14 protein-coding genes and 2 tRNA genes are annotated in these 18,941 nt (G+C 34.8%); 11 read left to right on the top strand and 5 right to left on the bottom strand.

Annotated features, from left to right (window positions below):
* Positions 1 to 44: 44 nt before the first annotated feature.
* Together hutU and hutH are read right to left on the bottom strand one after the other, a co-directional pair.
* Positions 45 to 2,039: a urocanate hydratase gene (gene hutU, locus OM075_RS02070; protein ID WP_301188803.1), complete on the bottom strand. Its 1,995-nt coding sequence runs from the start codon at positions 2,037 to 2,039 to the stop codon at positions 45 to 47.
* A gap of 276 nt (positions 2,040 to 2,315) precedes the next feature.
* On the bottom strand, positions 2,316 to 3,806 hold the full coding sequence (gene hutH, locus OM075_RS02075) for a histidine ammonia-lyase (protein WP_301188804.1): 1,491 nt from the start codon (positions 3,804 to 3,806) through the stop codon (positions 2,316 to 2,318).
* 172 nt (positions 3,807 to 3,978) lie between these two features.
* Between hutH and OM075_RS02080 the strand changes: the two genes are divergently transcribed.
* The 3 genes from OM075_RS02080 to OM075_RS02090 all read left to right on the top strand — a co-directional run bounded on the left by OM075_RS02080 (position 3,979) and on the right by OM075_RS02090 (position 6,073).
* The gene (locus tag OM075_RS02080) at positions 3,979 to 4,857 is read left to right on the top strand and encodes a LysR family transcriptional regulator (protein ID WP_301188805.1); all 879 of its coding nucleotides are present in this window, start codon (positions 3,979 to 3,981) and stop codon (positions 4,855 to 4,857) included.
* Between the two features lie 62 nt (positions 4,858 to 4,919).
* Positions 4,920 to 5,258, top strand: coding sequence for a sulfurtransferase-like selenium metabolism protein YedF (gene yedF / locus OM075_RS02085; protein WP_301188806.1), 339 nt, complete (start codon positions 4,920 to 4,922; stop codon positions 5,256 to 5,258).
* Between the two features lie 44 nt (positions 5,259 to 5,302).
* Positions 5,303 to 6,073 (top strand): class I SAM-dependent methyltransferase, encoded by a 771-nt coding sequence (locus tag OM075_RS02090; RefSeq protein ID WP_301188807.1) that lies wholly within the window; start codon positions 5,303 to 5,305, stop codon positions 6,071 to 6,073.
* A 411-nt stretch (positions 6,074 to 6,484) separates the two neighbouring features.
* Here the strand turns inward: OM075_RS02090 and OM075_RS02095 are convergent, their stop codons facing one another.
* From OM075_RS02095 to OM075_RS02105, 3 genes are all read right to left on the bottom strand, one after another.
* The gene (locus tag OM075_RS02095) at positions 6,485 to 9,664 is read right to left on the bottom strand and encodes an efflux RND transporter permease subunit (RefSeq protein WP_301188808.1); all 3,180 of its coding nucleotides are present in this window, start codon (positions 9,662 to 9,664) and stop codon (positions 6,485 to 6,487) included.
* Between the two features lie 3 nt (positions 9,665 to 9,667).
* Complete coding sequence (locus tag OM075_RS02100; RefSeq protein WP_301188809.1) at positions 9,668 to 10,861, bottom strand: efflux RND transporter periplasmic adaptor subunit; 1,194 nt, start codon at positions 10,859 to 10,861, stop codon at positions 9,668 to 9,670.
* A 296-nt stretch (positions 10,862 to 11,157) separates the two neighbouring features.
* On the bottom strand, positions 11,158 to 12,279 hold the full coding sequence (locus tag OM075_RS02105) for a GNAT family N-acetyltransferase (protein WP_301188810.1): 1,122 nt from the start codon (positions 12,277 to 12,279) through the stop codon (positions 11,158 to 11,160).
* Between the two features lie 221 nt (positions 12,280 to 12,500).
* Here OM075_RS02105 and OM075_RS02110 point away from each other — a divergent pair, with 221 nt between their 5' ends.
* From OM075_RS02110 to OM075_RS02145, 8 genes are all read left to right on the top strand, one after another.
* Complete coding sequence (locus OM075_RS02110) at positions 12,501 to 13,025, top strand: flavodoxin (protein WP_301188811.1); 525 nt, start codon at positions 12,501 to 12,503, stop codon at positions 13,023 to 13,025.
* 181 nt (positions 13,026 to 13,206) lie between these two features.
* Complete coding sequence (locus tag OM075_RS02115; protein WP_301188812.1) at positions 13,207 to 14,529, top strand: aminotransferase class I/II-fold pyridoxal phosphate-dependent enzyme; 1,323 nt, start codon at positions 13,207 to 13,209, stop codon at positions 14,527 to 14,529.
* A 183-nt stretch (positions 14,530 to 14,712) separates the two neighbouring features.
* Positions 14,713 to 14,946, top strand: coding sequence for a 4Fe-4S dicluster domain-containing protein (locus tag OM075_RS02120; RefSeq protein WP_301188813.1), 234 nt, complete (start codon positions 14,713 to 14,715; stop codon positions 14,944 to 14,946).
* A 71-nt stretch (positions 14,947 to 15,017) separates the two neighbouring features.
* A complete protein-coding gene (locus tag OM075_RS02125; protein ID WP_301188814.1) occupies positions 15,018 to 16,103 on the top strand; it encodes a 3-methyl-2-oxobutanoate dehydrogenase subunit VorB in 1,086 nt (361 codons plus the stop codon).
* 3 nt (positions 16,104 to 16,106) lie between these two features.
* Complete coding sequence (locus OM075_RS02130) at positions 16,107 to 16,868, top strand: thiamine pyrophosphate-dependent enzyme (protein ID WP_301188815.1); 762 nt, start codon at positions 16,107 to 16,109, stop codon at positions 16,866 to 16,868.
* 50 nt (positions 16,869 to 16,918) lie between these two features.
* Entirely contained in the window at positions 16,919 to 17,464 is a 546-nt protein-coding gene (locus tag OM075_RS02135) for a 2-oxoacid:ferredoxin oxidoreductase subunit gamma family protein (protein ID WP_301188816.1), read from the top strand.
* Between the two features lie 214 nt (positions 17,465 to 17,678).
* Positions 17,679 to 17,752 (top strand) — tRNA-Arg (locus OM075_RS02140).
* Positions 17,753 to 18,477: 725 nt separating this feature from the next.
* A tRNA-Arg gene (locus OM075_RS02145) sits at positions 18,478 to 18,551 on the top strand.
* Positions 18,552 to 18,941 lie beyond the last annotated feature (390 nt).

Here is an 18,941-nt window from a genome sequence, read left to right on the forward strand (position 1 = left end):
AAGCTGCATATCAACTTCACCCTTGTTATAACAATTGATAGAGACTACAAATTCTCCAATAATTCATCATCTACCAAATTAGGTAAAGTTACTTTTAAATTTGGTGTACGTTTCATTTCACGTTCAATGGCAAAACGAGCCTCCTTATTTCGGGCCCAACTACGCCGAGCGATACCGTTATTCACATCATAAAACAGCATACTCTTAATTCTGTCTTCTGTTTCAGATCTTCCATCCAGCACCATTCCAAAACCGCCATTAATTACTTCGCCCCATCCTACGCCGCCACCATTATGTATAGAAACCCAGGTAGCTCCTCTAAAGCTGTCGCCTATTACATTCTGAATAGCCATATCTGCAGTATATTTACTACCATCATAAATATTGGATGTTTCTCGATATGGAGAATCTGTACCACTTACATCATGATGATCGCGACCAATAACTACAGGACCAATTTCTCCATTTGCCACAGCATTGTTAAAAGCTAAAGCAATCTTGGCTCTGCCTTCTGCATCAGCATATAAAATTCGAGCCTGCGAACCTACAACCAGATGATTAGCTTTTGCCTCACGAATCCATGTTATATTATCATGCATTTGCAATTGTATTTCTTCGGGCGAATGTTCCATGATATCCTGAAGAATATTGGCAGCCATTTTATCTGTTTTATCCAGATCTGTAGGTTTACCTGAAGTACAAACCCAACGAAACGGACCAAAACCATAATCAAAACACATTGGCCCGAGTATATCCTGAACATACGATGGATACCTGAAATCTGTACCATTCTCAGCCATTACATCGGCTCCTGCTCTGGAAGATTCTAACAAAAATGCATTTCCATAATCAAAGAAGTAAGTTCCTTTAGCAGCATGTTTGTTGATGGCTGCAGCATGTCTTCTTAGCGATTCCTGAACCTTTTCTTTAAATACTTCAGGTTCTTCACGAATCAATCGGTTCGACTCTTCATAACTAACATCCACAGGATAATATCCTCCTGTCCATGGAATATGCAATGAGGTTTGATCTGATCCTACATGAATAAAAATATCCTCCTGATCAAAACGCTCCCATACATCTACTACATTACCAATAAACGCAATGGAAACGGTTTCTTTATTTTGTTGTGCTCTTCTTATTCTGGCAATCAATTCATCCATGGAGTCAATCAATTCATCAACCCATCCCTGCGAATGTCTTTTGGTTGCCGCTGCTGAATTCACCTCAGCACAAACCGAAACACATCCAACAATATTTCCGGCCTTGGGCTGAGCTCCACTCATACCGCCTAAACCAGCAGTTAAAAACACTTTACCGGCAGTTGTTTCTTCTTTGCTGAGAATTTTTCTGAATGCATTCATTACTGTAATGGTTGTTCCATGAACAATACCTTGCGGACCAATATACATGTATGATCCTGCAGTCATTTGTCCGTACTGCGAAACACCTAAAGCATTAAAACGCTCCCAATCATCAGGCTTTGAATAATTAGAAATAACCATTCCGTTGGTAACCACAACCCTTGGAGCGGCTTTTGATGAAGGAAACAATCCCATTGGATGCCCTGAGTACATATGTAAAGTTTGTTCATCAGTCATTGTTGCCAAATACTGCATTGTTAACAAGTATTGAGCCCAGTTTTGAAAAACAGCCCCATTACCACCATAGGTAATTAACTCCTCAGGATGTTGAGCCACAGCAGGGTCAAGATTATTCTGAATCATGAGCATAATAGCTGCAGCATGTTTACTCTTTGCAGGATATTCTTGTATTGGGCGAGCATACATAGGATATTCCGGCATAAAACGATACATATAAATTCGTCCAAATTCTTTTAACTCTTCAGCGAAATCTATAGCTAATTCCTTATGCCATTGTTTTGGAAAATAGCGCAGAGCATTACGTACTGCCAACTTCTTTTCGTCCTCACTTAAAATATCCTTACGTTTAGGAGCATGATTTGCTCTAGTACTATAAATTCTTTTTGCCGGCAATTGCTCTGGAATCCCTCGTAATATTTCTTCTTGAAAAGTCATCGTCTTTTTGTTTAATTAGTTTAAGGATTAGATTGTAAGTAGAGATTATAACCACCACCCCCTCGTTCCTCAGGTACTCCTCCTTGAAAAAAGGAGGAGAGTGATTTACAGCACTTATAAGTATCCTCTTCGAAGGAAAAATGGTTTTGAGCAAGAACATTCCCCGCCTTTTCAAGGAGGGGTACCAGATACGAGGCACGAGTAGCTGACTGGGTGTTTTAATTATAACATTTACCCTTTGCTCCATGCTCCGTGCTACAGCTCTTGGCTTTCAACTCACCTCACTACAAAAGCTCTATCCTGCACCAGTTTAACCATAGCTTGTATATCATCTTTTATTAATCTGTCATCTTCTAATTTATCCACCTTTTCTCTAACAATGGCAAAGTTTTGCTCTATAACCGGAGAAAACTGATTGGGTCGGCGAAACTCCATAGCCTGTGCTGCATACATTAACTCTATGGCAAATATCTTTTCTAGGTTACCCAATATCTGATTGAACTTTCTACCTGAAATACTTCCCATAGAAACATGATCTTCTTGACCTAATGAAGTTGGAATACTATCGGCCGAAGGAGGAAAACACAGTGACTTATTTTCTGTTACTAAAGCTGCTGTTGTATATTGAGGGATCATAAAACCTGAGTTTAATCCTCCGTGAGCTGTTAATAATCGTGGTAATCCATACTTACCTTCCAGCAATAGGTAACATCTTCGATCCGATATATTACCCAACTCAGCTGTAGCCAATGAACCATAATCAATAGCCATAGCCAATGGCTGACCATGAAAATTACCTCCGGATATGGCCAACTCTTCAGTTAATACAATTGGATTATCTGTAACCGAATTCATCTCTATCTCTGCCAACTCATTTAAATGATCAAAAGCATTACGACTGGCTCCATGAACCTGTGGCATACATCTGATAGAGTATGGGTCCTGAATACGTTGGCAATGCTCATGAACTTTTACATTTTCAGAGTCTGTTAGTAAAAATCGAATGCGCTCAGCAACACGTAAATTCCCTTTAAACGGACGAATTGTATGAATCTCTTCTCTGAAAGGAGAAGCACTTCCCATTAAACCTTCCAAACTCATTGTCCCAGCCACATCAGCTAAATCGAGCAAGTATTCCATTCTGTACAAGCCCATAATGGTATGAGCCAAAATAAACTGTGTTCCATTAATAAGCCCTAAACCTTCTTTTGCTGCTAACTTTATTGGTTTAATATTCTCCTGCTGATAATACTCTTTGGTACTAACAATTTGGTCACCAATCCATAACTCGCCTTCACCTAACAATGGCAAAAACAAATGCGACAAGGGAGCCAAATCACCAGAAGCTCCAACTGAGCCCTGTTCCGGAACTACTGGTAAAATATTATTATTAATAAAAAATAGAATCCTCTGAATTACGTCTAATCGTACACCTGAAAAGCCATGACACAAAGCATGTACTTTACAGATTAACATGATTTTAGACAACTCTTTATCAATGAGATTACCAACGCCAACCGCATGAGTAAGCAATAAATTCTCTTGTAGTTTACTCGTTTCTTCTGGTGATATTTGCGTATCGCATAATGGACCAAATCCAGTGTTAATACCATATACTGGAACATTAGACTGAGCCATAACTTCAACTTTACGTCTGCATTCCTGTACTTTTTTAATGGCTTCATCCACCAACACTGCCTTCTTTTTTCCTATTACAATAGCCATAACCTTTGCTACTGTTAAATGATCTATGCCGTATTTAAACATGTAACTTAATTTTAAATCAGGAGTCACTGGCTTTAATAAAAACCAATGACTCATTTCTCAATACACTATTAACTTTTGTTTTAGCTTAATGAATTAAGCACGCTCCTGTTATTACAAATTTACAAGTAGTTTTGATACGAAATGAGACTATTTTATTCTATATTTGATAACTATGAGTAATCATTTAGAATTTAGACATTACAAATATTTTTTAGCTGTTGCTGAAGATTTACATTTCAGAAAAGCTGCAGAGCGCTTGTTTATTTCACAACCAGGTTTAAGCAGACAGATTAAACAAATGGAAGATGAGCTGGGAATAAAACTTTTTAAGCGACACAACAGAAAAGTTGAGTTAACAGAAGCTGGTTTATATTTGCAACAAGAATTAAAAAACAATTTCCGACAGTTAGATGACCTGATTCATCATGCCAAATTATTAAACAGCGGAATCAATGGTCACTTAAACTTAGGCTTTGTTGGTTCGGCCATGCAAAAAGTAATTCCGGATTTATTAATGAAGTTTCGTAATTCTCATCCTAATATTACCTTTAGTTTAAACGAGATTGACAATAACCAACAAGTAAAAGCGCTTATCGAACAAGAAATAGATATTGGTTTTGTACGCATTGAACGTGTACCCAAAGGACTTGAAATGAAACCATTATTCAAAGATACCTTCTCGTTAGTATTACCCAAGAATCATCCTATCGATGAAACAAATTTTAAATCGCTATTACAGTTCAAAGAAGAACCTTTTATTCTGTTTGATCCAACCTATAGTGAATCTTACTATGAAAAAGTAATGCAAATATTTGACGATTCAGGCTTTGCTCCTATTGTATCGCACTCAACCGTTAATGCCATATCAATATACAGACTGGTTGAAAATAATTTTGGCGTATCTATTGTTCCAACCACATTAAAAGAAGGCTTTAATCTGGATGTTAAATTCATTGAGCTCAAGAAAATTAAACAACAAACCACTTTAAAAATCATTTGGAACAGCAAAAACACAAACCCTATATTAAAAAACTTCCTTGATATTATTTAAAACGAAATCTGTGTTACATTTGCTTTTACAATAAGCAAAATTGAATCTAAAAATATATTACAATGAATAATACTCTAATACAAATCAACAATAACGGAATGGGTCAGGGCGATGAAGAGTTAGGCCTTTTATTAATCAATAACTATCTAAAACTAATTAGTGCAGAAAATAACCTTCCAAAATTTATCACTTTCTATAACAGTGGCGTTAAAATTATTTGTGAGGACTCTCCTATTATTGAAAACCTAAAAAACCTTGAAGCTGCCGGAGTAAAACTAATTGCATGCAAAACATGTTTAAATCACTATAACTTACTTGATAAAATAAAAGTAGGAATACCCGGAACAATGGTTGATATTATTGAACTTCAAAAAATGGCTGATAAAGTTATTAATCTGTAATCACCAGTAAATCACATGAACTATCTTGAAATCAACCGTAACCTTTGGAACAAAAAACAGATATCCATTATAATTCGGAATTTTACGATATCAAATCCTTCAAAGAAGGACAAAGCTCCTTAAAACCTGTTGAACTGGAATTATTGGGAGATATTACAGGGAAATCGGTGCTTCATTTACAATGCCATTTTGGAATGGATACCATATCGCTTTCCAGATTAGGAGCTAAAGTGACTGGTATTGATTTATCGAATAATGCTATAGATAAGGCCAAAGCATTAGCATCTGAATTAAACATGGATACTGAATTTATTCAAAGTGATGTATACGCTTTAAAAGAGAATCTTGAACAGAAATATGATATTGTATTCACCTCGTATGGTGTTATTGGGTGGCTACCTGACATGGACAAGTGGGCTCATATAATTTCGTACTTTTTGAAACCCGGAGGTAAGTTTATAATGGTTGAATTCCACCCTGTAGTATGGATGTTTAGTTATGATTTTAAATCTATTGAGTTTAATTACTTTGGAGGTGAACCAATCATTGAAGAATTAGAAGGAACCTATACCGATACTGAAGAAAAATCAAATATTAAAGAAAAATCCGTTTCATGGAATCATAGCCTTAGTGAAGTCTTTAATGCCTTACAAGTAAATTATCTTACTTTAAATAGCTTTAAGGAATATGATTATTCTGCTTATAATTGCTTCGAGCAAATGATTGAAATTGATAAGGATAAATACCAAATAAAAGGTACTGATGGTAAAATTCCGATGATGTATTCTGTAGTATACGAAAAGTTACAAGACTAAAGCTATTACAAAAAAAATTAATTTATAATAAAACAAAAAAGAGCTTCTCTTTGAGAAAGCTCTTTTTCTATTAACCCTAAACTCTAATCTATGAAAAAAAATCTAATCAAATCTATTTACTACTATAACGTTTTCAGATAAAAAAGGTTCGAAATAAAAACTTAAAAAATGTTAGTTAAAATGGAGCGTTATAAAAACGCTCCATAAAACTTAAACCCTAACCTAATTTATGAAAAAACACTTTTGCTCTTCGAGTAAAATATTATCAAATCATATGCCATAAAAAGAGTATAATGTATTTCAATCTTATTTTTAACAAGTATTAACAAGTGTAGTAACACAATCCCGACCAATTAGATACAAAACACCACTCAACAAGTATTAAATCAAGAGATTACACATACCAACAAACTATTTTTTATCTCCATTATCTATTTTAGTCTGTGCATTAATCCAGGCAATTTCTACATGTTCTCTTTCAACGCTATTGCCTTTAAACTTTTTTCGAATAAAATATCTCATATCATTCAGTATCATAATTAAGGCTGGAAAAAACAAAAGAATAAACAAAGTACCAAATGCAACCCCATAAACTAAAGATATAGCCATTGGAATTAAAAACTGGGCCTGAAAACTTGTTTCCAAAATAAGAGGATATAAACCAAACGATGTAGTTAAGGTAGTTAGAATAATAGGGCGAAGTCTTGCTTTACCTGCCTCAATAATCGCATTCTTCACTTTAAGTCCTTCTTCTATAAGATTATTGTACTTAGCCAAAAAAACTACTGCATCATTAATGATAACTCCAGTTAAGGCTACCACTCCCCATAGACTTAAAATAGACAATGGTTTTCCATGAATTCCATGCCCCCAGATAGCACCTAAAATAGAAATCGGAATCATTAAAATGATAATCAAAGGCTGCTGAAAGGATTTGAAATTAATCATTAAAATAAAAACTATGGTTAGAAAAGCTAGAGGAAACAAAAACATCAAGTCTTTCATATTTCGCTTACTTTCCTTTTGCTGACCTTGCGACTCAACAGTAATTCCTGGAAAGTTCAATTTCAATTGAGGGATCACTTCTTTGAAAATTGCTTCATTTATTTCTGTAACAGAAGCATCAGGATCTACCAAATCAGCATTTACCCGAATCTCTCTTTTACCATTAAATCTATTGATATTAACTGGCCCTCGTTTCAATTCATAATCCACCAATTCTGTTAATGGATATTCTCCCTGATAAGTAATAATTTTCATATCCTCAAGCTGACCAATTCGTTGTCGACCCTCAGGAGGGTATCGCACCCATATTCGTAACTCATCTCTTCCTACTTGTAAACGCTGAGCCTGTCCTCCATAAAAAGCCTGACGAACCTGACGTGCAATTGATGCTTCATTGAGTCCCATCATGTAGGCCTGCTGCTTCAATTTTAGCCGGACTTCTTGCTTTCCGAGTGCATTATTGGTTACAATATCTTTTAACTGCGGATATTCATGTAACTTCTCCATCAGGAAATCTTTTCCTTTCTCCAATTCTTCTATATTTCGGGAAAGTAAACCTATAGAAATTGGGTCCCCAAATCTTCCTCTGGCACCAATTGTAAACTTTTTGGCTTCATTTACAGCTCCTATCTTCTTCCGTATTTTTTCAATAATGTAATAAGTACTTATACCCGTTTCTTCAGAGTTTCGGGGAGATACATAAACATTTCCGGCATGTGCACCGCTTTCTGAACCATCAAATGCAGAACCTAAATACAAAATACTATTCTCTATTATTGGAATGGTATCGTTAAACTCCTCCATTAATTCATCATTAACCACCCAAACCACACTGTCAAATCTTTCAAGATAATCCATCGTTTGCTTTTCACCAGCTCCAGGAGTAAACGCTATATTAATATTAAATGAATCAAACTCCATCCTGGGGAAAAATGTCATTTTTATTTGTTGCCCTTTAAGAAGCCCCCAGGTAATTAACATCATTGCTAAAGGAATACCTATAACAACATAACGCCACTCAACTATTAACTTTAATACCCTGTCATAGGCATATTCTCTCAACCACTTAAAAAATCCTTCGGTGTATTTTTTCAATCCTGTAGGTTTTATATGGAGAGCTTTCTGATTCAATACTTTTTCATTTCCAATATGAGCAGGTAAAACTAAAAATGCCTCAAATAAAGAAACAGCCAAACTAAAAATTACAATTAAGGCCATTTCAAACATAAACTCCATTCTACCAGTAATAAAAATCAAAGGTGAGAAAGCCACGATGGTTGTTGACACCGATGCTACCACAGCTGGAATCACTTCCATAACACCATCAACAGCAGCCCTTTTGGGACTTTTCCCTTTTTCAAAATGCTGAAATATATTTTCGCCAATAACAATACCATCATCTACTAAAATTCCGATTACCAAAATCATCCCGAACAAGGAAATCATATTTATAGTAACCCCCATTGCATTAACTATAATAAACATCCCTAAAAAGGAAGCCGGAATTCCCCATGCCACCCAAAGAGATAATCTCATACTTAACATTAGGCTCAAGATTAATATTACCAAAATTAATCCCTGACCGCCATTGTAATACAACAGATCTAACCTTGAATGCAATAACTCCAAAAAGGATCTGGAATAAATGAGTTCTACTCCATGATTATTTTTATTAAAGTCTTCAACATAATCTCTTATATAAGTATCAATATCATCCAAATCCTCTGTAATCAATTTCATTACGTTTACACGAATCAGCGGATTACCATTTTCGAGCGCTTTGTTGGGAATTTCTGAAAATTTAATTTTTACTGATGCAATATCTCTGATTCTAATCACACTTCCATCAGAATTTGCTCTTAGAATGATATTTGCAATTTTATCAGGATCTGCACTTCTTGACCTTAACCGGATTAGTAGTTCTTCATCATCAGAGCGCAATTGTCCACCTGAAACATCCTGGTTATTTTGAGAAATAGCATTTTGCAAATCATCAAAAGTAAATCCATAACGCAACATATCAACTTCACTTGCTTCTACTGATATTTCCAAAGCCGGATAGCCGGAAATTGAAACCTGACTCATTAACCCTGAAGCCAGAAAATCTTCTTCAACCTGTTGGGCATAACTTTTAAGCGTCAATAAATCTACATCTCCTGTTACTAAAAGGTTTGCTGCTGGCGATGTAGTTCGTGATTTTGAAACAATGGGGCGTTCTGCAGCCGATGGAAGCGATGATATTCCATCAACAGCATTTTTTACTTCGATAAGTGCTTCATCAATATCATATTTGGGTTCTATTTCTATGGTAACAGAAGAACTATTTTCTGAAGAAACTGAATTGATTTCATAAATGCCAGGAATGGCTCTAACAGCTTCCTCAATCCTTGAAGTAACTCCTTCCTCCATTTCAACAGGCGAAGCTCCGGGATAAAAAACCCTAACTCGTAAAATATGAGATTGTCGCTCGGGGAAAAACGACTTTTTCATAGAACTTAAACTCAATCCTCCAATTATGACAAAAATGAGCAGAATCAGATTTGCATAAAAGGGGAACTTTACAAAAACCTCAACAATCTTTCTCATAATTTACTTCGTTTTTGATTGATGGTTTAAATCCTTATCCTTTTGCTTATTCTCAGGTTGCTCTTCATCACTACCCAGTATACTTACAGGTGTATTTTCCTTGGCGTTAATCAACGGTTCAACCACAACGTTGTATCCCTCAGGAATACCTCTGAATATTAAAGAGTTTTCATTTAACTTAAGAACCTCAAGCTGTGTTTTTTTAAGCATTCCATCTTTAACTATAAAAGCCTCATTAAAATTAAATATGGCATTTCTAGGAATCTCCATTGCTTGTTCAATCTCTTGCCCGGAGAATACAACTTTTTTGTAACCCCCAACAACAAGCTCATCTTCATTAAAGTCAGACACCAGAACAAAAACACTTCGGGACTGGGTATTGATATCAATAAATTTTGCTTTACGAACAACCGTTCCTTCCATAACAGAGACTTCATTTTCAGAAAACACCTGAACCTTATCTCCTATTTTAATCCATTTGCTATTTATATTTTTAACAGGAACTTCTATTTCCAGTTGATCTGTTCGAATCATCCTTGCCACTTGTGAACCTGTATTTGCATAGGATCCAGCCTGATAACTTACATTAGTAAAAGCACCATTGAATGGAGCATATAAACTATGGCGCTTTAACTTCTTCTCATCCTGAAGAATGCCATAATAAGCACTTAAAAGATTTCGGCTGGCCAGAAAAACTTTAAACTGATCATTCTCATAAGAAGGAAGATCAGGTAAATCTTTATTAATATCAATTTCTCTAAAAAATTGAGTAAATTCAGAAATATAATCAGGATAATCTACATTGATATCAGGCAATAAGTTAGCTATGGTATTCAAGAACTCACTTTTGCGAGCCTTTAACGCTAATTCAACTTCATCCTTGTAAATAACAGCAAGTAATTGTCCTTTTTTAAATGAGGTTCCCTTTTTAAGTACGACACTTCCTTCCTCTATTTTTCCGGCAGCTTCCGCAATAAGAGCAACCTCATGACTTGACACTACTCTCCCCTTGGCTGCTAAAGGCGATACAATAGTTGAATACTCAACTACTTCAGTTTTTACATATCGCTTTAATTCAACAGGAGGTTTTTTGGGTGATTCGGGTTTTAGCAATATAAACAAATAAGATAAACCAGCAGAACCTCCTAATAATACAATAAGAGCTACAATAATAAAGGTAGTTTTTTTTCTATTCATGATTTTTCAGGTATGCAGTATAAGACTTTATCTTTCTTTGAATCAACAAATAAAATACGATTCAGTTGAAAGATAAGAAAATCCTAATAGATATACACCACCTAAATTTGAATATATTGAGTCTAAAAGTGAAGAAATTAACCTTACACCCCTATAATATTTAAGATTTAATATAGGTTTAATAAATAAAACCGATATCACTTTCTGTTGGATAAAAACAATTTTGTGTACAAAAACGTCTGGATACAAAAAAAGCTGGATAAACCAGCTTTTCTAAATCACTTATATTGTTGTAACTAAAAAGTCTTTTTATAACAACGTTTTCGTTTATGTTGTATATGATCAAATGATTTCCACATTTGAATGGCAACATGATTGTTTTCTAGCATACCGGTAGTTTCAACATACTTAACTCCATCACTATTAGCAGTATTCCACAATTCGTTCATTAAAAGTGATGTTAATCCTAATTTTTGTAACTCCGGACGTACACCAGTAAGCATCAAATCCATTTCTTTGGGTTTATCCAATGCATTTTTCAAATGCCACCAACCAAAGGGTAATAATTTTCCATTAGCTTTCTGAAGCGCTTTTGATAACGAAGGCAGAGCCACAATAAAGCCAGCCAGCTGTTGATCTTTATCCAAAACAATTTTCACATATCTTGGATTTATTGAAGGGAAAAATTTGTCAATATAAAAGTTCACCAGATTGTCTGGTAATTTAAATGTTCCAAATAATCCTACAAAAGCATCATTAAAAACATTAAAGATCATTTCCCTATATGGTTCCAGCTCGCTTCTGTTTTTAAAATTCTTTACAGTTAAACCATAACGTCTTTTAATCATATCAGCTACCTTAAATGCTTTTTCCGGTAATGCATCCGGGAAAGTTATTCTAAACTCTAGCCAGTCTATTTCTTTTTCGTATCCAAGCGATTCAAAATGTGTTTTATAGTACTCAAAATGATAATCACTAGCCATACAAGGAAGATAATCATGACCTTCAATAAGTACACCGGAATGATCAAGGTTAGAAAAACCTAATGGTCCCATAACTCCAACCATACCTTTCGACTTTAAGTAAGCTTCAGCAGCTTCAAAAAGCGCTTTAACAACTTCTGCGTCATCAATAAATTCAACTCTTGTTATACGCCCGATCTTCTCACCAATCTTTTCAATCCAAAGATCATTAACAATAGCACCGATTCTTCCTACAACCTTTCCATCTTTATAGGCTAACCAAAACTTAGCTTCACAAAAATCAAAAGACGGATTTTTTTCAGGAGTAATTGAAGTTAACTCATCAGCCTTTAATGGTGGAACCCAATAAGCATTGTTTTTATATAATTGGTATGGTAATTCAACAAACTTCTTCCTTTGTGCCTGATTTACTACCTCTTCGACTTGAACATTCATGTTTTTTCAATTGGATTATGGCCACGAAAATAACTAAAAAAAATAAACTAGTATAAACAATCTTTCTTACTCACTTCCCTTTTTCTTAAAATCTGACTAAATTATAAAACAGAACCTTTAATTCTGTATTAAATAATATGACTATGAGAAATGTTATTGTTTTAATGATAGATTAAAAAGAAATTTGATAGAACAGATATAAACTATAAACAAATTAAAATATGGGAAAAATTGGTATTTTTTATGGTCCAGAAAAAGGTAGTGTTGGTAAAGTTGCTGAATTAATTGCAAATATTTTTGGCGATGATCATGCTGATCTTATTCTTGTTAAGGACTGTGATGCAAAAATTATAAACCAATACGACAAAATAATATTCGGTATATCTACAATTGGCACTTCCAATTGGGATTCTGAACATACAGACACTGATTGGGATGTATTTTTCACTCATCTACCAGAAGTGGAATGGAAAAATAAAACCGTTGCTATTTATGGATTAGGAGATCATATTAATTATCCTGAGCATTTTGTTGATGCTATTGGTTGGTTATATGAAAAACTAAAACCGCTTAATGCAAATATTGTGGGCTTCTGCGATACAAACGAATATGATTTTAATGAATCAGAGGCAATCGTAGATGGAAAATTTGCAGGGCTACCCCTTGATGAAGATTATGAAAGTGAAAAAACTGAAGAAAGATTAACTCAATGGATTAATATGCTTCAAAAAGAGAATGGTTATTAATATAAGATAAGGATTCTATAATATTATAGAATCCTTTTTACTCTGATTATATATCCTACTTTAATAACGTTTAAAGTTGCCATCAATTTTACCTGAATAGATAATGATTACATCGTAAACCCATCATTATTTCATGTTCATCTAGAATGGAATATTGTTTTTACCCTTAAAATCAAAAGTCATGATGGACACCGAACATAAAACTATAATAGACCCGGAAATTGTAAAATCTACACTCGAGCATAAAAACATTTCTGATCTGGGTCACTCAACAATTAGAGAAGTTGTTACCATTGTAAATGAGATTGAAGAAAGAACCGGAGAAAAATTTATCCGGATGGAAATGGGCGTTCCAAGTCTCCCTCCTTGTCCCATTGGTGTAGAAGCTGAGATTGAAGCACTCAAAAATGGAGTCGCATCAAAATACTCCATGCTCGAAGGAGTTCCAACTTTTAAATCCGAAGCCAGTCGTTTTGTTAAAGCTTTCATGAATATTGATGTTGATCCCGCAGGATGTATTCCTACAAACGGATCCATGCAAGGCAGCTACGCCTTATTTATGGGAGTATCTAAAATTTGGCCACAAAAAGATACCATATTATTTATTGATCCTGGGTTCCCTGTGCAGAAAATCCAATTAGAGGTATTGGATATTAAGCATGAAACTTTTGATGTTTTTCATTATAGAGGAGAAAAATTAAAGGATAAGTTAGAAAGCTATCTTGCCAAAGGAAATATTTGTGCCATAGTTTATTCAAATCCTAATAATCCTACATGGATCTGTTTTCATGAGGACGAATTAGAAACCATAGGAAACCTTGCTAATCAATACGATACCATAGTTATTGAAGATTTGGCTTATTTCGGAATGGACTTCAGAACTGACATATCCATTCCCTACAAACCTCCATATCAACCAACCGTTGCCAGGTACACTGATAATTTTGCACTGTTAATATCTAGTTCTAAGGTATTTTCATATGCCGGACAACGTTTAGGAACCCTCTGTATTTCCAATAAATTATTCAACTCTTATTTTGAATCGTTAAAAATAAGGTTTGGAAAAGCTAATTTTGGGCGTGTAATTGTAGGAAGATTATTATATTCGCTCTCCGCTGGCGCAAGTCATTCTGCTCAATATGCAATTGCAGCAATGTACAAAGCCGCCTGCGACGGCAAATTCAACATCGTAAAAGAGGTAAAAGAATATGGCATTAGGGCCAGGTTAATGAAAGAATTGTTCGTAAAATATGGATTTTCCATCATTTACGATATGGACATTGACACACCCATTGCTGACGGGTTCTATTTTACAATAGGATATCCAGGGTTCACCGGAGGTGAATTGTTGGAAAGATTATTGTGTTATGGAATCAGTGCTATTGCACTAAAAAATACTGGCAGTGAAAAAGAAGGGTTAAGAGCTTGTGTTTCTCATACCGAGCAAAGCCGATTCCCTATTCTTGAGGAACGATTAAAGCTGTTCGCTCAAAGTCTTCATTAACTACCGTCGAAAAGAAAAAAAGTAGTAGTTCTTATTAAAATTTTATTTTTGCGAACACAAAGCATTGAGTTGTTTTTTTGTTCCAATGAGGTGTGATTTTTAACATAGTATTAATATGACCCTCATCATAAATAAAAATAGCTTATTTGTATAAATTGCGGTTAAAATTTAAAAATTTAAATTATGGCAAAAGCTAAAGGAGCGATAGTTGTTGATATTGAAAAATGCAAAGGATGTAGTGTTTGTGTATCAGCATGTCCCGCTCAGGTAATTAACTTAGCAGCCGAAGTAAATGATAAAGGTTATCATTATGCTTACATGGAAAATCCTGACAATTGTATTGGCTGTGCAAATTGTGGTGTTGTATGTCCCGACACCTGTATTACTGTATATCGCGCTAAACCGGTAACGGCATAGCAAAAATCAAGTAAAAAGTTTCTACTTGCTATTATAGGTAAGTAGCAAATAAGAAAATAAATTTTAGACAAATGAGAGAACTAAAATTAATGAAAGGAAATGAGGCCATTGCTGAAGCTGCCATCCGATGCGGAACTGACGGTTACTTCGGCTATCCTATTACTCCTCAAAGTGAAGTAATGGAGACACTAATGGCTGAACAACCCTGGAAGACAACAGGAATGGTTGTTCTTCAAGCAGAAAGTGAGATTGCATCTATAAATATGGTATATGGAGGTGCCGGTTGTGGTAAAAAAGTAATGACCAGCTCCTCAAGCCCCGGAATTAGTTTAATGCAGGAAGGATTAACATATATTGCCGGAGCAGAACTCCCTTGTGTTGTAGTAAACGTGGTTAGAGGGGGCCCGGGACTAGGAACTATTCAACCTGCTCAGTCAGATTATTTCCAGGCTGTTAAAGGTGGTGGTCATGGTGATTATAAATTAATTACGCTGGCTCCCGCTTCTGTACAAGAAATGGCAGACTTTGTTGAACTTGCTTTTGACCTGGCTTTTAAATACAGAAACCCAGCAATGATTCTATCTGATGGTGTTATTGGACAAATGATGGAGAAAGTTGAGCTTAAACCTCAAAAACCAAGAATGACCGAAGAAGAAATCATTGAAAAATATGGAGATTGGGCAACCACTGGTAAAACAAGAAATCGTAACAGAAATATCATTACTTCAGTTGAGCTTTCTTCTGAAAACATGGAAAACTTCAACCATAAACTTCAGGCTAAATACAAAAAAATGCAGGAAGAGGAAGTAAGATATGAATCCATTAACTGTGATGATGCTGAATATCTTTTAGTGGCTTATGGTTCAAGTGCTCGCATTTGTCAAAAAACAGTTGAATTAGCAAGAGCACAAGGTATTAAAGTAGGATTATTAAGACCAATTACATTATTTCCATTCCCTGAAAAGCCTATACATGAATTAGCCAAACAAACAAAAGGTATTTTGAGTGTTGAAATGAGTGCGGGTCAAATGGTTGAGGATGTAAAACTTTCAGTAAACGGTATTACTCCTGTTGAGCACTATGGTCGCTTTGGAGGAATTATTCCTTCACCTGCTGAAGTTCTTGAAGCCCTTAAAAGTAATTTTTTAGAAGGATAAGCCATGGATATTAAAGAAATTATAAAAGAAGAAAATATAGTATACAAAAAAACTTCTGTTCTTACCGACAAAGTAATGCACTATTGCCCGGGATGTACTCATGGTGTTGTGCACAAACTGGTTGCTGAAGTTATTGAAGAAATGGGTTTACAGGAAAAAACCATTGGTGTTTCACCGGTTGGTTGTTCTGTATTTTTATACGACTATATTGATATTGACTGGCAAGAAGCTGCTCACGGTAGAGCTCCTGCCCTTGCTACAGGTATCAAAAGATTGATGCCGGATAAAGTAGTATTTACTTATCAGGGAGATGGTGACCTTGCTGCTATTGGTACTGCTGAAACAATTCATGCCTGTAACAGAGACGAAAACATTGTAGTAATTTTCATCAACAATGGTATTTATGGTATGACAGGTGGCCAGATGGCACCAACCACACTTCCGGGAATGAAAGCCTCAACTTGTCCTTTTGGTAGAGAACCTGGTCAGGATGGTCATCCTCTTAAAATTACAGAAATCGTTGCTCAATTGCCAGGAACTACTTTTGTAACTCGTCAGGCATGCCATACACCAGCTGCTGTACGAAAAACTAAAAAAGTACTTAAAAAGGCCTTTGAAAATCAAATTAATAAAAGGGGGACTTCTTTTGTAGAGGTTGTTGCTACTTGTAATTCGGGATGGAAAATGTCTCCTGTAAAGGCGAACGAATGGATGGAAGAGAATATGTTCCCATTTTATCCATTAGGCGATATAAAAGACATTTAAAATAAATTACCTATTGGGTATAATATTTACTCAATGTTAAATAAAACAAAATGACAGAAGAAATTATTATAGCCGGATTCGGAGGCCAAGGTGTACTTTCAATGGGTAAGATACTTGCATATTCAGGAGTAATGCAAGATTTGGAAGTGTCATGGATGCCTTCATATGGTCCTGAAATGAGAGGAGGAACTGCAAACGTTACTGTTATTTTAAGTGACGATAAAATTAGTTCTCCCGTTTTACATGAGTACGACACCGCGATTATTCTAAATCAGCAATCAATGGATAAGTTTGAGTCGCATGTTAAACCTGGCGGAATCTTAATCTATGATGGTAATGGAATAACTCATCACCCTACTAGAAAAGATATTACCATTTACCGAATTGATGCAACAGAAGAAGCTGCAAGAATGCGTTCTGCTAAAACATTTAATATGATCGTACTTGGAGGATATTTAAAAGTTAATCCAGTTGTTAAAATGGAAAATGTAATCAAAGGTCTTAAAAAATCCCTTCCTGAAAGACATCACCATTTAATACCTATGAACGAAAAAGCAATTAACAGAGGTATGGAAATTATTAATAAGGTAGAATAAATTATCCCCTTTTATATTTAACAAAAGCGTATGGTATTAATCATACGCTTTTTTTTTATTTATGATATAACACTCTAATATCTGACTATCAATCTACAATAAAATCACACTACAAAAAGGTTTATATTTTCTTTATTTTTTTTCGCTTATACTATTGCAGAAACAAATAATTTTACGATCTTTGCATCGCCTTAAGAAAAAGGAACTAAAGGATGGTCTAGTAGCTCAGTTGGATAGAGCAACAGCCTTCTAAGCTGTGGGTCACAGGTTCGAATCCTGTCTGGATCACAAAAGCCTTACAATCATAAGATTGTAAGGCTTTTTTTGTATCCAGGAGCTACAATATAATCTCACTTATTTTCCCTTTTTATCCTTTAATTCCACAAAATTAGTACTGATATTTTTTCTTTCCACATTCTATTTCAATAGCAGACTTTATGAATTAATTTATTTAAAGATAGATTTAATTTGGACCTAAATTTAAATGAAGTCCTTTCCTATTATTTACTCAAATTCGAAATTTCATTTCTTTTAAAAATCTATTTCAAATTATCCTTATGTAAAATTGCAAGCACGTATTTTCAGAAGAAATTAACATCCTTAGCAAATATTTTTCATTAACAGCACCGTTTATATTTCCATTGCTTCATTGAGTGGAAAACCAACTTTGGATAATTTATATTTATGACTGATTTTGTTAATTTTCTAATCCGAAATTATTTTTTTATATTTTTTTTGCTTTAGTTTTTAAGTTACCTATAGTACTTGGCCATTCACTATAAGACACTGATGTTCCATCACACACATCTACTTGTTTCCTATTGACTATGAATGCAAAAGCCACACCACCCTTCCTTCAATCTAAACCTAAAAATACTATCAGTAATACTCAAAATTGAGGTTATATCTATTATTTAAACAGAGACTAAACAAACATCTTCAAAGCCTTTTTTCTTGCAGAAACAAAAAAAATTGCGATATTTGCATCGCCTTTGAAAAAAGGCATTAAGGATGGTCCAGTAGCTCAGTTGGATAGAGCAACAGCCTTCTAAGCTGTGGGTCACAGGTTCGAATCCTGTCTGGATCACGAAAAGAAAAAAAAAAAAATTAAAGCTTGCATGTTAAAAGATATGCATGCTTTTTTTTTTGTTTCATAAAGTTTTAAAATACCAATGCAGGATCCGATTGCTTCCAACTTCAAAAAAAAGGATTACTTAATATTTAGTCTTTATCTAATTTCATAGAGAACCTGCGCTATATCCCATTATCTTTAAACAAGTGGTACATGGTACAAGTAGGTACCACAGACGGACCTGATACGTACCATAAACCGAACAAATGCGGATATCACTCACTATTCACTCACTTATCCTTCACTATTAGCTCACTATTGACTCACTACTGAGTGAATTAATAGTGATGTATATATGTAGAATATCAATAATATATTTATTGAATATCCATAGCAGGTGCGTTG

Origin of the sequence: Plebeiibacterium sediminum, assembly GCF_026013605.1 — a bacterium.
Taxonomy (GTDB): domain Bacteria; phylum Bacteroidota; class Bacteroidia; order Bacteroidales; family Marinilabiliaceae; genus Saccharicrinis; species Saccharicrinis sediminus.

What these genes read in the sequence shown, in the direction of transcription:
- OM075_RS02125 (WP_301188814.1), top strand. Translation starts at nt 15,018, where the DNA reads ATGAGAGAACTAAAATTAATGAAAGGAAATGAGGCCATTGCTGAAGCT.
- yedF (WP_301188806.1), top strand. Translation starts at nt 4,920, where the DNA reads ATGAATAATACTCTAATACAAATCAACAATAACGGAATGGGTCAGGGC.
- OM075_RS02100 (WP_301188809.1), bottom strand. Translation starts at nt 10,861, where the DNA reads ATGAATAGAAAAAAAACTACCTTTATTATTGTAGCTCTTATTGTATTA.
- hutU (WP_301188803.1), bottom strand. Translation starts at nt 2,039, where the DNA reads ATGACTTTTCAAGAAGAAATATTACGAGGGATTCCAGAGCAATTGCCG.
- OM075_RS02105 (WP_301188810.1), bottom strand. Translation starts at nt 12,279, where the DNA reads ATGAATGTTCAAGTCGAAGAGGTAGTAAATCAGGCACAAAGGAAGAAG.
- OM075_RS02095 (WP_301188808.1), bottom strand. Translation starts at nt 9,664, where the DNA reads ATGAGAAAGATTGTTGAGGTTTTTGTAAAGTTCCCCTTTTATGCAAAT.
- OM075_RS02080 (WP_301188805.1), top strand. Translation starts at nt 3,979, where the DNA reads ATGAGTAATCATTTAGAATTTAGACATTACAAATATTTTTTAGCTGTT.
- hutH (WP_301188804.1), bottom strand. Translation starts at nt 3,806, where the DNA reads ATGTTTAAATACGGCATAGATCATTTAACAGTAGCAAAGGTTATGGCT.
- OM075_RS02130 (WP_301188815.1), top strand. Translation starts at nt 16,107, where the DNA reads ATGGATATTAAAGAAATTATAAAAGAAGAAAATATAGTATACAAAAAA.
- OM075_RS02115 (WP_301188812.1), top strand. Translation starts at nt 13,207, where the DNA reads ATGATGGACACCGAACATAAAACTATAATAGACCCGGAAATTGTAAAA.
- OM075_RS02135 (WP_301188816.1), top strand. Translation starts at nt 16,919, where the DNA reads ATGACAGAAGAAATTATTATAGCCGGATTCGGAGGCCAAGGTGTACTT.
- OM075_RS02110 (WP_301188811.1), top strand. Translation starts at nt 12,501, where the DNA reads ATGGGAAAAATTGGTATTTTTTATGGTCCAGAAAAAGGTAGTGTTGGT.
- OM075_RS02120 (WP_301188813.1), top strand. Translation starts at nt 14,713, where the DNA reads ATGGCAAAAGCTAAAGGAGCGATAGTTGTTGATATTGAAAAATGCAAA.